Consider the following 15,254-nt stretch of genomic DNA (forward strand, 5'->3'; position numbering starts at 1 on the left):
TATGAAAAAAATACTTAACCCATATGGCTTCGCCACTTTTCGTGGCGCGGCCACCCGCCTTCTGATGCTAACCATTCTGTTGCTAGGCGCAGGCTGCGACCAACTTCAGGACCAGTTCCCGGATTTGTTTCCCAAAGGCTCACAAAACCTGAAAGGAGTGAAGCAGGTTAACTTAGTGGCAAACACGTCCAAAGAATACAATGCGCAGCGTGTAGACTCCAAATTTGTGAACGGTTGGGGAATCGCCTTCAGCCCAACGGGCGTCATCTGGCCAAACGCCGAGGGAACGGGGCTTAGCTTTATTTACAAAGACGACGGTACCGAATTAAGAGGCCCTGTGGCTATTCCGTCGCCGGATGGCGCTAAAGGAGGCCATCCTAGCGGCATCGTCTTCAACGGCACAAACGGGTTTAAGCTTCCCAATGGCGATCCGGCCCGCTTCATTTTTGATGGCACCGATGGGGTAATATCTGCCTGGAACGGTGGCGATGAGGCAGTGCGGGTGAAGGATAACTCTTCGAAAGCCGCCTACACCGGGCTTGCCATGGCTGCAGACGGCAATAAGAACTACCTATATGCGGCAAACTTCAAATCCAGAAAGATTGAAGTATATGACTCGAATTTTAAGCGGGTGGAGGGTAAAAAGTTCGAAGATCCTGACCTGCCCGATGGCTATGCTCCCTTTAACATCCAGAGCATCGGCGATAAACTGTACGTGATGTATGCCAAAGTAGGAAGCAACGGGGAAGAAGCTGCCGGCGCCGGCAACGGCTACGTGGACATCTACACCCCGAACGGCCACCTGGTTCGCCGCTTTGCCAGCAAAGGCACGCTCAATGCCCCGTGGGGGGTGGCGCAGGCGCCGGACGGCTTTCTGATGTATGAAAATAAAGACATAGAGGCTCCTCACAATGCCATTCTGGTAGGCAACTTCGGAGACGGCCATATCAGTGTGTATACTTCAGGGGGCGAGTACATCGGGCAGCTAAAATCCGGCGGCAAGACGCTTGTCATAGACGGGCTTTGGGCTATTATGTTCCCGCCAAGTTCTGCCAGCAGCGTAGATCAGAACAGGCTATATTTTGCCGCAGGTCCTGATGACGAGACCCATGGTCTCTTCGGCTATCTGGCGCCTGAAAAGTAATGCGAAAGGGCCTGCCGGCCTGATCATGTTTATACTTTACAGGTACCCTTACTCACCTGAATTTACGCTATACCCTAAAAACAGAATGATACGAAAGTTTCTGAAGGAGGAGATTCAGGTTGCTAAGTAAACTGTAAGGGAAGAGGTATAGCACGTAAAAAGCCGCTTCAGCTCGGGCTGAAGCGGCTTTTTACTGTCGGATAGGTTGCCATATTTTGCTTCCCGTTATAATGCTTTTCAATAAAGCTGATCGTTAGGCACAGAACTGCTGTTTCTTCAAGAGAGGAGCATTACATAGGGTTTCGCTGCTAACAGACTGCTGGCCGATTAAGGCCAGCTTCGCACAAAAGGGAGTACTGTTGCGCAAGGGGAATGGAAACAGTAGACCAATAAGATAAGCAAGCCTTTTGGCAGCCTGTGTTAGCAATGGTAGTATGGGAGCGCTGATTGCAAGGACTATATCCCTAGTTTATGGCAGGGAGCCGCAATGGTGACCCAAGTGCACAAAAAGCGCCGCTCCTTTGCTCCTGAGTGCTGTTTGAGGAAACCGCCGAGATTAATTGGTGGGTTTTATTACAAAGCAGCCATGCCCAGCTGCTTTATCACCTGCTTGTTCGGCAAAGGCTGCTCTTTTACTGTTTTGTTTCCTTCCCATCGCCCACTTAAGCTAATATTCTTGGTTTGATTATCTGCAAACCAATTTCGCAAGCAACCTGATATGTTTATTTAACTGTGTTACAGGATGTAAGCAGCACGGTTGCCGCCGCTATGTGCACCTTCTTTTACGGTAGTTTAAAGTGCCATACCCGGGTGAATAACAGGAAATGCGAAACTTTTTGCAACATTACTATGTATATACATTAAATGTACGTACATTTGATTTATCGTTACAGCATACCAGTACCTGCTGACGCACACTAACAAAGTATAAACCATAAAAACGAAAAGAACATGGCACAATTTAAATGGGTAGTAGACCCGATGCACAGCGAAGTACAGTTTAAAGTAAAGCACTTGATGATCACGACTGTAACCGGCTATTTTAAGAACTTCAACATCGAAGCCGTTACCGCCGATGAGGCATTTACGGATGTAACTTCCGTTGTTTTTACAGCCGACGTGAACTCGATCAGTACAAACAACGAGCAGCGCGACACGCACCTCAAATCACCGGATTTCTTTGATGTAGAGAAGCATGACGAGATCCGTTTCGTAGGCAAAAGCTATGAGCATGTGGGCGGCCAGGATTACAAGCTGCAGGGCGATTTAATTATCCGTGACATAACCAAACCCGTAACTATTAATGTCGAATTTGGCGGGATCGTGGTGGACCCTTACGGCCAGACAAAGGCTGGTTTTACCATAAATGGTAAAATAAGCCGGAAAGAGTTTGGGCTTACCTGGAATGCGGTGACCGAAGCAGGCAGCGTGGTGGTAAGTGACGAAATCAAGTTGCAGGCTGAAATTCAGCTGGTAAAACAGGCGTAAGCACTTTTTGCTGCACATATAAAGTATAAGCAGCTTGCGCTGCTGCTTGGAGCGTATCTTAAAAAAGAAAGTATGGAAAACAGGATAGTAGGGCTGCACCACATAACTGCTATTGCGGGCATGGCCAAAAAGAACCTTCATTTTTATACCCAGGTGCTGGGTCAGCGACTGCTCAAGAAAACCGTGAACTTCGACGACCCGGGCACTTACCACTTCTATTTCGGAGATGAAAAGGGCAGCGCCGGCACCATTCTCACGTTCTTCCCCCACGAAGGCGCCCGCCGCGGAAGTGCCGGCACCGGCATGGCCACCAACATTGCGTATGCAGTGCCCGATGGCAGCTTCGATTTCTGGCTCGACCGATTTGAAAAGTATAACGTGATCTATAACAAGCCCTCCGAAAAGTTCGGCGAAAAATACCTCACGTTCCTGGACCCCGACGGGCTGAAACTGGAGTTGGTCATTCCGAAGAACCCTGACAATAGAACGCCCTGGCAAACCGACGAAGTAAAGGCCGATGTAGCCACCAGAGGCTTTCATGGCGTAACGCTCACGCTCCAGAATAAAGAGAAGACAGCGAAGATACTGACCGATATTTTCGGCTATACTTTTCAAGAGAAGAGCGGCAACCGCTACCGGTACGCGACCGACGCAGCAGATACCGCCAACATTATCGACCTGGTGGAGTTGCCAAACGAAGCGCGCGGGATAGGCGGCGCAGGAACCAATCACCATATCGCGTTCCGGGTGAAGAACGAAGAGGTGCTGATGCATTTCCAGGAGAAGATCGCAGGCCTAGGCTACAACATCACCAACAAGATAGACCGCAACTATTTCTATTCGCTCTACTTCCGCGAGCCGGGTGGGGTGCTGTTCGAAATTGCCACCGACAATCCAGGATTTGGCATAGACGAGCCTTGGGATAAACTGGGATCAGGTTTGTTGTTGCCGCCCCAGTACGAAGGCCGTAGAGCAGAGATCGAAGCGGTTTTACCTGCCCTGAACTAAGTTTAAGCCAGCAACGTGGCTGTTCAAATAAGGACATAAAGATTTAAATATGGAGGCTTTTGCAATAACCAGGGTGTATGCCGACGAAAACGGGGACAGTTGCTTTGAGGACATTTCGCGGCAGCTGGCATCGGAGGGGGAGATCGGGTTTTTGTCGGAGCCGGAAGATGTTGAAAGCATCATTTTCCGGAAAGTAGTGGCCACTTATGATTACGACTTTCACACAGCACCGGCCCGGCAATACCTCTTTCTGATGGATGGCGGCATTGAGATAGAAACGTCGTTAGGCGAAAAGCGGGAGTTTGAGACAGGGCAGGTACTGCTGCTGGAAGACACGACCGGCAAAGGGCATAAAACAAGAAACCTGAAGCCCGCCACCCGCAGTTCGGTTTTCGTGACGCTAAAATAAAAGGCGGCTTCCATAATAGATAAAAAGTGACTATGTATACACATAAGAAGGATATCATCACCAAAGGAAAACCCTTGTCTGAGACCGGCAAAGCACTGATACTGGTGCATGGCCGGGGGGCTAGCGCCCAAAGTATACTTGATCTGGCAAACTACCTGCCGGTGCAGGATTTTACCTGCTTGGCCCCGCAGGCAACCAACCATAGCTGGTATCCCTACAGCTTTATGGCGCCTGAAGAGCAGAACCAGCCCGCCCTGGACTCCGCGCTGGAGCAGCTCGAAGCGTTGGTAAAAAGTATACTGGACCAGGGTGTGAAAAGTGAGGCTATATACCTGGGTGGCTTTTCGCAGGGGGCCTGCCTTACGTCGGAATACGCTACGCGCAATGCCCGCCGCTATGGCGGCCTGCTGGTGTTTACCGGCGGGCTGATCGGGCAGCAGGTAGATACGAGCAAGTATAAAGGCGACTTTGCCGGCACACCCGTCCTGATCACGACCGGAGACCCGGACCCGCACGTGCCGGTGAGCCGGATAGAAGAAACGGTAAAAGAGATGGAAAAGCTGGGCGCTATCGTGACCAAAAAAATATACCCGGGCCGGCCGCATACTATTTTGCAGGAAGAGCTGGACCTGGCAAGGCAACTCCTTACATCATCTAAATAAAATAAAGATTATGGAAATAGAAGTAAAGGATAATCCGGAAAAATCGAGGTTCGAGGCAACGGTAGAAGGGCTTACCGCCGTGATCGAGTATAAGCTAGGTCCCGGCGTAATGACCGTACTGCATACCGAAGTGCCCAAAGAACTCGAAGGCCGTGGGATAGCCTCGGCCATGACCAAACATGCACTCGAACAGATTGCTGCCCGCCAGTTAAAGGTAATTCCGCTGTGCCCTTACATGCGATCTTATCTCAAAAAGCACCCGGAATACCAGCACCTGGTGAAAGATAGCGCCGGTAAGATCCCATCCGAATAGTAGAACGGTACCTGCCCATGACCTGCCATGTGAATTTTAAAGGCGAAAAAGTGGTACCTGTGGAAGAGGGCCAAACGTTGCTGCAGGCCTCACTGGCTGCCGGTATACCACACTACCACGCCTGCGGAGGCAAGGGGCAGTGTACCACCTGCCGGGTACTTGTACTGGAAGGAGAGGAGCAGCTTACGGCGCCCACGATCTATGAGCGCGCCATCAAAAACGTCAAGAAGTTTCCGGATAATGTACGGCTGGCTTGCCAGTCTTTTGTGAAAGGCGAAAGCGTGGTGGTCCACCGGCTGATCCGGGACGAAACGGACCGTTATATTTTTATCGATAGCAACGAAGCCAATACAACAACGGTGATGGGAGAGCGGCGCAAAATGGCGCTTTTCTTTATCGATATCCGCAACTTTACGCCCTTTATTGAAACCAATCTGCCTTTCGACGTCATTCACATCATGCGCCGGATCTTTGCGCTTTGCCGCAATGCCATTGCCCGGTATGATGGCGAGATAATCGACACAGCCGGAGACGGCTTGTATGCCGTGTTCGGGCTTAACAGTAAAATAAGGCAGGCGGCGGAGTCGGCGGTGCTGGCGGGGCTAAAGATCCTGGAAGACATCAAGATCTTTAACAACACCTATATGCGGCCATACTTTAACCATACTTTTGAGGTGGGCATTGGCGTGCATGTGGGCAAAGTGATTGTCGGAAATGTGGGCATCGGGCTAAGCAATAACCTGACCGTGATGGGCTACCCCGTAAACATAGCGGCCCGCTTACAGGCCGCCACCAAAGAACTCGACAACAGCTTTGTGATCTCAGCTATCGCTTACCGGTTACTAAAGAACCCGCCCTATTCGGTTGGTTGCAGCTACCTGAATCTGAAGGGGGTAAGCAATGCCTATGAAGTGAAGCTGATCGGAAAACCTTATGAGAAGAAACAGGCAGCTGCTATTCAGTTGTAAGCCACCGGATCATTTATACATTATCAGATTGCTGTTCGTGCTGCTGTTTTATACCTTCATTTAAAAGCAACCGGACCGCCCTGATACCCTGTTATCAGAAAAGTTATACTTTCAAAAGCTATAGTATAGCCAACGTGTTACTAGAAAATTAGACAGCACATTTTACAGAAAATAACATGAACCAGCTAAAAGGAATACACCACGTAACTGCTATTACCAGCAGCGCGGAAAAGAATTACGACTTTATTACCAATGTCTTAGGCATGCGGTTAGTTAAAAAGACGGTGAACCAGGACGATATCCAGACCTATCATTTGTTTTTTGCCGACGATAAAGGGAGCGCCGGAACGGACATGACTTTCTTTGATTTTCCGGGTATTCCGAAGGGAGTGCATGGCACCAATGAGATCTCCAAGACCTCCTTACGGGTTCCCACAAATGCTGCCCTGGACTACTGGGTAAAGCGTTTTGATCGGTTAAAAGTAAGCCATACCGGCATTAAAGAACAATTTGGCAAGAAGAGCCTGTCTTTCGTCGATTTTGATGATCAGCAATACCAGCTCATTTCAGATGAAGGAAATAAAGGAGTTGCAGCAGGCACGCCCTGGCAAAAAGGGCCTGTTCCGCTGGAGTATGCTATAACGAGCTTAGGTCCTGTTTTTGTGCGTATTGCCAACTTTAATGCCTTTAAGCAAATGCTGGAGCAGGTGCTCCTCTTTAAAGAAACGGCACAGGAAGGATCCTTCCATTTATTTGAAGTAGGCGAAGGCGGAAATGGCGCTTCCGTGATCGTGGAAGATAATCCTGCACTTCGGGAAGCCCGACAAGGTTTTGGTACGGTACATCATGCCGCATTCCGGGTGGCCGACCGTGCCGTATTAGACGAATGGACCGAGCGCATGAGCAACATAGGGCTTCCGACATCGGGGTACGTGAACCGTTATTTTTTCGAATCTTTGTATACTAGAGTTGCGCCCCAGATCTTATTTGAGCTGGCAACGGATGGCCCCGGCTTTATGGGCGATGAACCTTACGAAACGCTGGGAGAAAAATTATCTTTGCCGCCTTTCTTAGAGCCCAAACGCGCGCAGATAGAAAAGCTGGTTCGCCCGATCGATACGGTGAGAAGCACGAAGGAATTTGTCAAAGAATAAACAAAGCATTCATCTTCTTCTTGTCGCCTGGCTATGTACGACCTGTTTTTTCAGAAATTTAATGATAAAGTGCCGCTAACTGCTGCGGAACAGGAGCAGATCAAAGCGTATCTCACGCCTAAAAAACTTCGGAAAAGGCAATACCTGTTGCAGGAAGAGGATGTGTGTAAAGCCATTGCCTTTGTAGAGAAAGGGGCCTTGCGCGAGTATGCGATAGAAAACGGAAGTGAGCACGTTATTCAGTTTGCAATAGAAGGCTGGATCATCTCCGATCTGTTCAGCTTCTTGACGGGCGAGCCGGCCACCTATAACATCGATGCCCTGGAAGATGCCGAACTGGTGCTGATCACCAAAACGGCACATGAAGAGCTCCTGAAAAAGCAGCCTAAATACGAGACCTACATCCGCCTGCTGATAACAGGAGCCTACATTGCCCTGCAAAGACGCCTTACTTCCAACATCAGCCTGCCGGCCGAAGAACGCTACACACGCTTCACGGAAACCTACCCCGACATTGTCCAGCGCGTGCCCCAGCACATGATCGCCTCGTACATAGGCCTTTCTCCCGAAACCTTGAGCCGGGTCAGAAAGAAAATGGCGGACCGCCGGTAAGCTCCTCCTGCCGTTTCATTGACTTATGTCAAGGGCTTTTCTTGACATGCCGCAATGCACAGGCAAGCGCAGGGTGGTAACTTTGTATTGTTAAAAATTCAATATCATGAAGACAACGCAAACAATCGCCATTATAGGTGCCTCCGGAAGTATGGGAGCTGCCATTTCAAAAAGTCTTGCAAAAGGCAATTACCGATTGCTCCTGTGTGCTAACGACCGCAGCAAAGTGGAGGCCGTAGCCGGGGATATAAAAAGCAGCCTTCCGGCAGCTGCAGTAGAGGTCGTGGATTGCTCCAAGGAAGCATCCTGGGAAGCAGACATCATTGTGGTAGCAGTTCCTTTTGCTGCCGAGCAGGAGGTAGCTGCTAAGATAAAGGAAGTAGCCAACCAGAAGATCGTGATCAGCATAGCCAACCCGCTAAACGATACTTACGACGGGTTAGTGACGGCACCGGATACCAGTGCGGCAGAAGAACTGCAAAAGCTGTTGCCTAATGCCAAAGTCGTAAAGGCGTTCAACACCACGTTTGCCGCAGATTTCGCTACAACCGTGATTGATGGCAAGCAGGCGGATGCCTTTATAGCCGGCAATGACGAAGAGGCACTGCAAACCGTTTCAGAGCTGGTGAGTACCGCCGGTTTTAACCCTATTGTAGCTGGTAACCTGGCGGTGAGCGGGACCTTGGAGCGCATGCAGCTTTTGCTCATTCAGCTCAACGGCAAGTATAACTACAACTGGCTGGCCGGCTGGAAGATCCTGCACAACTAAGCACTTCTAAGCCCTATACTTCAGGTCACGACCTGCGCTGCCTGATCTTCCGCGGAAACAGGGGCGGGACCATATTTCAGAACAAACATTCACATATTAAATATAAATCAAACCAACATGAAAAAGTTATTAGTTATTGTTTTTGCTTTCTTTTCGCTTTCCGCTTTTACTCCCCTGAACGGTGTGTGGAAGAATGATGACGCGCATTCACAGCTTAGCTTCACCGTTTCGCACCTGGGCATTTCAGATGTGACCGGAACCTTCAATGATTTTGATGTAACCGTTACCTCCCAGAAACCAGATTTTAGCGACGCCACCTTTGAACTGACAGCAAAAACAGCCTCTATCAACACGCGAGTGGAAGACCGGGACAAGCACCTGAAAAGTGCCGATTTCTTTAATGCAGAGAAAAACCCGGAACTAACTTACAAAAGTACTTCAGTTAAAAAGGCCGGTAAGAACAGCTACAAGTTAAATGGCAACCTGACATTGAACGGCATTACCAAACCCGTAACCATGGACCTTGTGTACAGAGGCACAGTAGAAAACCCGATGAGCAAAAAGCAGACAGCTGGTTTCCAGGTAACAGGTACCATCAAACGTTCTGACTTTAACCTGGGCAGCAGCTTCCCGGCTCCGATGATCAGCGATGAAGTTCGCATCAAAGCTGACGGTGAGTTTGTACAATAAGGAAAGCAGGTAAAGCGATTATGAAAAAGCTGATAAACCTCTATCAGAGCACAAAAAACCTGGATGCGGCGCTTTTGATTGTGCGGGTAGCTGTTGCCGGCCTGATGCTGGCCCACGGTTTACCTAAACTGGAAATGCTAATGGCTGGTGATCCGGTGCAGTTCCCTGAAGTGCTGGGCCTAAGTGCAGCAAGCTCGCTTGCACTGGCTGTTTTTGCCGAGGTAGTGTGCTCCTTGCTTCTTCTGATCGGATTGGGCACTAGGCTGGCAGTTATTCCACTGATCGTTACCAAGCTGGTCGCTGCATTTCTGATACATGGAGCTGATCCGTTTGCCAAGAAAGAACTGGCCATACTTTACCTTATCCCTTACGTGACGCTTTTGCTAACGGGAAGTGGAAAATATGCCCTCGACCACCTGTTGCAGCAAAAGTTACTGCGGGCTGTTTACGTCAGAAGGCTTTCCGTGGAATAAGTATAAGAACCTGGTGAGCAGCATTTTTCTGCCACTACTAATAAACCGAGCGAGGCGAAGGAAGGTATAAACCCTCTTTCGCCTCGTTTGGATTTTATGCCATAACAGATGGCATTTCGGTTGTTAAATTATGGCAGCCTTATACTTTAGATAAATAAGCTGATCTCCTGTATGCTTAAAGTATAGGTGGTTACTTCACTACATTCTTATACACCAGGTGGGAAAAACTGTATTAGACTGAAAACTGCAGCCTGACGTCAGAGGAGCTGAAACCATCTCTGAAATTATGGCGCTTTCCCCATTGCAGCTCAGCCCCTGCCAGAAATTGTGAAAAAGGGTTATAAAGTAAATTGTGAATGGCATAATGGCCATTTTTAAAAGTATTCGCTGCCTACGCACCCGAGTTGTAAATGCGCACCCCCGAATAGCCCATGGGGCTGCTCCAGGCATTGGTCCATTTATGTTCCAGAAAAGCCCGCCCGCCTAAAGCCGGCAAAGCAACACCCAATACAGTCGTGGTGGAATCAGCGAAATTGTTTTCTATCCCAATAGGCAAATGGAGTAAAACAATGCATCACCTTTTACAATTTACCTTGTTCGTTTTGGAATAAAATACGTTCAGATAATAAAGAAAGTGCGTATGACTTCATCCCAGCAGACCCGAACAAATACCGCTCATTACCAGGGAACAGATAAACTTATTGCTGGCATCGTCCTGGCCGTTATTACCTTCTGGCTTTTTGCCCAAACAACCCTCAACATTGCTCCTGTCATGCAGGAGGACCTGAACATCAGCCATACCCTCAACAACCTCGCTGTCAGTATTACCGCCCTGTTCTCCGGCATTTTCATCGTAGTGGCCGGCGGGTTAGCAGACAGGCTAGGCAGGGTGAAACTTACAAATGTGGGGCTGCTGCTGAGCGTTATCGGCTCCGTTTTGATTGTGCTCTCCCCTTCGGGTACTGCTGTTTTTCTGATAACCGGGCGGATTCTGCAGGGCCTTTCGGCCGCTTGTATCATGCCGGCAACCCTGGCTCTAATGAAAGCATACTACGAAGGAAAAGCCCGGCAGCGGGCACTCAGCTTCTGGTCTATCGGTTCCTGGGGCGGCTCGGGTTTCTGTTCCTTGTTTGGCGGGTTGGTTGCCTCTACCATGGGGTGGCGCTGGATCTTTGTTTTATCTGTTATTGTCGCTGTCATCAGCTACCTCCTGATCAGAGGAACTCCGGAAAGTAAAGCAAAGGCCACAGACAAAAAAGCCTTCGACTGGTCAGGGCTCATCGCTTTTGTGATCGCCATGCTGGCCATTAATATTGTGATCGGGCAAGGCGCTAGCCTGGGTTGGATCAGCCCGGCCATTCTGATCGGCTTTGCCGTGTTCATCATCTCCACCGTTGTTTTTTTGTGGATAGAAAACAGAAGTGAAAATGGCTTTGTGGATCTGTCGCTTTTCAAAAACCGTACTTTTTCAGGCGCATCCCTTTCCAACTTTTTACTCAATGGTGCTGCCGGAACACTGCTTGTTTCGCTGGCGCTTGTACAGGCTGAGGCAGGTTTGTCTTCCCTGCAATCGGGTTTAATTACGGTGGGCTATCTGGTAGCCATACTTAGTACCATCCGGGTGGGCGAAAAATTACTTCAGAAAATGGGGCCCAGAAAACCAATGCTGCTTGGCTGCAGCATCACGGGCGTGGGTATCGTGTTGACAAGCCTGACTTTCCTGCTGGCGAAAGAATACATCATCGCGTCCTTTATCGGCTTCACCTTGTTTGGGGTAGGGCTTGGCTTTTATGCCACCCCCTCAACTGATGCAGCCTTGAGTAACGTTCCGGATGACAAAGCCGGCTCCGCATCGGGCATATACAAGATGGCGTCCTCATTGGGGGCTGCTTTTGGCGTGGCCATCTCCGGCGCCATTTTTTACGGCCTCAGCCAACGGGAAGGCGCTCCGCCGCTGGCCGCTATGTTCATGGGCCGGACAGATAATGCAGGCGTACGCTTTGCAGCCGGTATCGGGCTGTTGTTCAACGTCTTTATGGTCATCGTCGCCATTGTCGCCATTCTGCTAACCATCCCCAGGAGCAGCCCCGAAGAAGCATCGTAATAACACGCATTTACTTTTCTTTCAAAATAAATTTAACTGGTATGGAAACTTCTCAGATCAAAACCATCAATCATAACATGGACAGCTTTATTGACCAGCTGCTCCCTGAGCTGGAGGCGATTTATAAAGATATTCACCAACACCCGGAGTTATCAATGCAGGAAACCCGGACAGCTAAAATTGCTGCAGACTATTTAAACAAGTATGGGTTTGACGTTACTACCGGAGTAGGCGGGACCGGTGTGGTGGGTCTGATGCAAAACGGCGCAGGTCCCATTGTCATGCTGCGGGCCGATATGGATGCTCTTCCGGTGAAAGAGGACACGGGCCTGCCGTATGCCAGCACGAAAGTTGCCCGCGATCCGGAAGGGGTGGAAGTTGGCGTATCGCATGTATGCGGCCACGATTTGCATGTAACCTGGCTGATGGGCGCTGCCCGGTTATTTTCAGAGCACCGTGACCAGTGGGAGGGAACGCTGATGGCCGTTTTTCAGCCCGGTGAAGAAATTGGCCGTGGGGCACAAAGTATGATAGACGATGGCATGATGGAGCGTTTTCCCAGGCCGGATATTATTCTGGGGCAGCATGTGATGGTGGGCGAATCGGGTACCGTAGGGTATCGGAGCGGCACCATTTTAGCCGCCGGTAACAGCATGAAGGTAAAACTTTTTGGCCGTGGGGCACACGGCTCGCAGCCGCAAACCTCCGTCGATCCGGTAGTGATGGCGGCGGCCACTACCATGCGGCTACAAACCATTGTGTCGCGGGAGATAGCGCCGATTGAAAATGCAGTGCTCACCGTGGGTGCCCTGCAGGCCGGTACCAAAGAGAACATCATCCCCGAAGATGCTACGCTGAAACTGAATATCCGCACGTTTAATGATGGCGTGAAAGACCACATCCTGTCTGCGGTTAAACGGATCTGCTGTGCCGAATGTGCAGCTTCCAATGCCCCAAGAGACCCTGAATATACAGAACTGGACAGTTATCCTCTCACCGAGAATGATGCCAAAGCTACAGCCAAAGTAGCTCAGGCTTTTGCCGCAGAGTTCGGCAATAAGGCTTATGAAACCCAGCCTGCTTCTGCCAGCGAGGATTTTAGTATATTCGGGCGGAATTGGAAAGTGCCGTATGTATTTTGGTTTGTGGGCGGAACAGATCCTGCCGTATTTCTGGAAGCAAAAAAGAAAAGTCAGTTAAATACGATCCCAAGCAACCATTCACCTAAATTTGCACCGGTAATACACCCCACCCTGAAAACCGGTTTGCAGGCGATGATAACAGCCGCCGCAGCCTGGTTCAATTAAATTGTCTCGGGTTATCTGAATGGAAAAATTACACTCGCTGTATTATGTGCTGGAAATGGCAGGTACGTTTGCTTTTGCCATAAGTGGGGCCACAGCAGCCCGAAAACGTAATCTTGATCTGTTTGGCATTTGTGCCATTGCCTTTATTGTTGCCTGCGGCGGCGGTATCATCCGTGATCTTTGTATCGGAGCTACCCCGCCCGCCGGCTTAACCAACTGGCCATACCTGGTTGTGGCCCTTATTGCCACAGGGTTAACGGTTGGCTTATTTTCTTTGGTAGAGCTGCTTCACCGCCCGGTGCTGGTGTTCGATGCCATTGGTTTATCCCTGTTCGCTGTGACAGGTGCGGAAAAAGCGCTGCACTATGGCCATAATGGCGAGGTGGCTATTTTGTTGGGGGTAACGACTGCCGTAGGAGGTGGCGTGCTGCGGGATGTCCTGCTTACGCGGGTGCCTGTTATTATGGAAAAGGAAATCTACGCCTCCGCGGCGCTTATAGGTGCTATTATTGTTGTGTTGGGCAACTATCTTAAGTGGGTGTCGGGCGACCTGGCTGCGATCATTGCCTTACTGGTCTGTTTTTCTTTACGCATCTTAGCGCTCCATTACCATTGGAACCTCCCTACGCCAGTCGATAAGAAAGCAAGCCCCGATAAAAAAGATGGCCTTGATAAAGGCTAACCTCCTGAACGTTGCGGACTTTCTACTCTACTGCTTACCACTGGTCTTTCAGGACAAAAACTTTTCGTCCTACCGCATTTCCATAAAGGCAAATAAGCCGTTTTTTTATACTATATTCCTCCCTTGGAACCAAGGGGATGAGCCTGACTTAAGCCAAGATTGCACGGCCAGCCGGTTTCGAGGAAAGCAGCAGGAAAGGGCGCTGCAAGTATACTTGCCACGGCTGTTTAAGCATCCCGATAGAAGAACATCAGCCATCGGCAGCAACCGTATTATAAAGCCGGTACTGCCTGAGACTGTTCCTTTCAAAGCGCGGGTTCGGGCAGGAATTTGTTTGAAAAACCTGGTTACACTTATTCATAAATGCACCGTATGAGATCATTGCTTCAGTGGACGACGATCATTCCTGTACTTGCCTGGCTCCTGTTTTTTTCCGGCCTTATCTATGACAGTAGCATCTTTCAGATTGTAGCCAGCATCCTGCTTATTTTTAGTGTCATGGCGGCCGTGCATCATTCCGAGGTAATTGCCGAGCGGGTAGGAGAACCTTATGGCACCATCATCCTGGCTATATCCATTACCGTGATCGAGGTCTCCATTATCATCTCCCTGATGATGTCGGAGGGGCAGGCGGCTGCCTCCCTGGCCAGGGATACCGTATATGCGGCCACCATGCTCATTCTTAACGGTATCGTCGGGCTTTGCCTGTTGATCGGAAGCCTGAAGCATTACGAACAAAGTTTTTCCAAACCCTCGGTCACCATCGCGCTGGTGTCGCTGATCTCGATTGTGGTTTTCACATTGGTGTTTCCCACCTTCACCGAAAGTGTTGCGGGGTCTTACTATTCAACCCCGCAGCTTATTTTTGCTTCTATTGCCTGCCTCGTTATCTACGGTTGCTTTTTATTTGCGCAAACCAGCAGGCACCGGCAATATTTCCTGACCATCGGCGACGATGAAGATGAAGAGAAAACGGAGCCCTTGGCCATCAGCAATAGGAATTTTTTTACAAGCCTGCTCTTTCTGATCATCTGTTTAGGGATTGTTGTTTTGCTGGCCAAAACACTTTCGCCTACCATCGAAAGGATCATTTCAAGCTACAATCTTCCGGAAACGTTGGTTGGGGTTATTATCGCGGCGATCATTTTACTGCCCGAAGGAATTGCCGCCATCAATGCTGCCCGAAACAACAGGCTGCAGACAAGTATAAACCTGTCTCTTGGTTCGGCCCTGGCAAGTATAGGCCTCACTATCCCGAGTGTCGCCATCGTTTGTGTCATGTATGATTTTAAGATCATTTTAGGACTGGACATCAAATCCATTATCCTGTTAGGGCTATCCGTCTTTACAGTGATGTTATCGTTGAGTAGCGGAAAAACAAACGTTGTTTATGGGGTGGTACTGCTTGTAAACCTGTTTGCTTTTATATTCCTGATGATCTATCCCTGAGGTCAAAAAGGGCGGCTCAGCA

The 15,254-nt window shown here is 49.6% G+C and carries 17 protein-coding genes; 16 read left to right on the forward strand and 1 reads right to left on the reverse strand.

The features are described 5' to 3' along the window. Nucleotide 1: 1 nt before the first annotated feature. The 12 genes from LWL52_RS03970 (at nucleotide 2) to LWL52_RS04025 (ending at nucleotide 9,690) form a co-directional block, all read left to right on the forward strand. The gene (locus LWL52_RS03970) at nucleotides 2-1,144 is read left to right on the forward strand and encodes a TIGR03118 family protein (protein ID WP_242917146.1); all 1,143 of its coding nucleotides are present in this window, start codon (nucleotides 2-4) and stop codon (nucleotides 1,142-1,144) included. A gap of 951 nt (nucleotides 1,145-2,095) precedes the next feature. After that, entirely contained in the window at nucleotides 2,096-2,632 is a 537-nt protein-coding gene (locus tag LWL52_RS03975) for a YceI family protein (protein WP_242917147.1), read from the forward strand. 72 nt (nucleotides 2,633-2,704) lie between these two features. Beyond that, entirely contained in the window at nucleotides 2,705-3,640 is a 936-nt protein-coding gene (locus tag LWL52_RS03980) for a ring-cleaving dioxygenase (RefSeq protein WP_242917148.1), read from the forward strand. A gap of 49 nt (nucleotides 3,641-3,689) precedes the next feature. Then, on the forward strand, nucleotides 3,690-4,049 hold the full coding sequence (locus tag LWL52_RS03985; RefSeq protein WP_242917149.1) for a cupin domain-containing protein: 360 nt from the start codon (nucleotides 3,690-3,692) through the stop codon (nucleotides 4,047-4,049). Nucleotides 4,050-4,081: 32 nt separating this feature from the next. After that, on the forward strand, nucleotides 4,082-4,711 hold the full coding sequence (locus LWL52_RS03990) for an alpha/beta hydrolase (RefSeq protein ID WP_242917150.1): 630 nt from the start codon (nucleotides 4,082-4,084) through the stop codon (nucleotides 4,709-4,711). A 10-nt stretch (nucleotides 4,712-4,721) separates the two neighbouring features. After that, on the forward strand, nucleotides 4,722-5,024 hold the full coding sequence (locus LWL52_RS03995; protein WP_242917151.1) for a GNAT family N-acetyltransferase: 303 nt from the start codon (nucleotides 4,722-4,724) through the stop codon (nucleotides 5,022-5,024). Between the two features lie 17 nt (nucleotides 5,025-5,041). After that, nucleotides 5,042-5,992, forward strand: coding sequence for an adenylate/guanylate cyclase domain-containing protein (locus LWL52_RS04000; RefSeq protein WP_242917152.1), 951 nt, complete (start codon nucleotides 5,042-5,044; stop codon nucleotides 5,990-5,992). A 176-nt stretch (nucleotides 5,993-6,168) separates the two neighbouring features. Next, nucleotides 6,169-7,146, forward strand: a complete 978-nt coding sequence (locus LWL52_RS04005) for a ring-cleaving dioxygenase (RefSeq protein WP_242917153.1) — start codon at nucleotides 6,169-6,171, stop codon at nucleotides 7,144-7,146. A gap of 33 nt (nucleotides 7,147-7,179) precedes the next feature. Continuing rightward, a complete protein-coding gene (locus LWL52_RS04010; RefSeq protein ID WP_242917154.1) occupies nucleotides 7,180-7,758 on the forward strand; it encodes a Crp/Fnr family transcriptional regulator in 579 nt (192 codons plus the stop codon). A 106-nt stretch (nucleotides 7,759-7,864) separates the two neighbouring features. Then, nucleotides 7,865-8,527 carry an NADPH-dependent F420 reductase gene (locus LWL52_RS04015; protein WP_242917155.1) on the forward strand — a complete coding sequence of 221 codons (663 nt, stop codon included), beginning with the start codon at nucleotides 7,865-7,867 and terminating at the stop codon, nucleotides 8,525-8,527. A 117-nt stretch (nucleotides 8,528-8,644) separates the two neighbouring features. Then, nucleotides 8,645-9,217 carry a YceI family protein gene (locus LWL52_RS04020; protein ID WP_242917158.1) on the forward strand — a complete coding sequence of 191 codons (573 nt, stop codon included), beginning with the start codon at nucleotides 8,645-8,647 and terminating at the stop codon, nucleotides 9,215-9,217. A 20-nt stretch (nucleotides 9,218-9,237) separates the two neighbouring features. Next, on the forward strand, nucleotides 9,238-9,690 hold the full coding sequence (locus tag LWL52_RS04025) for a DoxX family protein (RefSeq protein WP_242917159.1): 453 nt from the start codon (nucleotides 9,238-9,240) through the stop codon (nucleotides 9,688-9,690). A gap of 391 nt (nucleotides 9,691-10,081) precedes the next feature. On the opposite strand, the gene LWL52_RS04030 is transcribed toward LWL52_RS04025, so the two are convergent. Then, a complete protein-coding gene (locus tag LWL52_RS04030; RefSeq protein ID WP_242917161.1) occupies nucleotides 10,082-10,246 on the reverse strand; it encodes a hypothetical protein in 165 nt (54 codons plus the stop codon). Between the two features lie 84 nt (nucleotides 10,247-10,330). Between LWL52_RS04030 and LWL52_RS04035 the strand changes: the two genes are divergently transcribed. From LWL52_RS04035 to LWL52_RS04050, 4 genes are all read left to right on the forward strand, one after another. Beyond that, nucleotides 10,331-11,794 carry an MFS transporter gene (locus LWL52_RS04035; RefSeq protein ID WP_242917163.1) on the forward strand — a complete coding sequence of 488 codons (1,464 nt, stop codon included), beginning with the start codon at nucleotides 10,331-10,333 and terminating at the stop codon, nucleotides 11,792-11,794. A 41-nt stretch (nucleotides 11,795-11,835) separates the two neighbouring features. Beyond that, the gene (locus LWL52_RS04040; RefSeq protein ID WP_242917165.1) at nucleotides 11,836-13,101 is read left to right on the forward strand and encodes an amidohydrolase; all 1,266 of its coding nucleotides are present in this window, start codon (nucleotides 11,836-11,838) and stop codon (nucleotides 13,099-13,101) included. 19 nt (nucleotides 13,102-13,120) lie between these two features. Beyond that, the gene (locus tag LWL52_RS04045) at nucleotides 13,121-13,783 is read left to right on the forward strand and encodes a trimeric intracellular cation channel family protein (RefSeq protein ID WP_242917167.1); all 663 of its coding nucleotides are present in this window, start codon (nucleotides 13,121-13,123) and stop codon (nucleotides 13,781-13,783) included. A gap of 372 nt (nucleotides 13,784-14,155) precedes the next feature. Further along, on the forward strand, nucleotides 14,156-15,232 hold the full coding sequence (locus tag LWL52_RS04050; RefSeq protein ID WP_242917169.1) for a calcium:cation antiporter: 1,077 nt from the start codon (nucleotides 14,156-14,158) through the stop codon (nucleotides 15,230-15,232). The last annotated feature ends 22 nt before the right edge of the window (nucleotides 15,233-15,254 follow it).

This window comes from Pontibacter liquoris (assembly GCF_022758235.1).
GTDB classification, from domain to species: domain Bacteria; phylum Bacteroidota; class Bacteroidia; order Cytophagales; family Hymenobacteraceae; genus Pontibacter; species Pontibacter liquoris.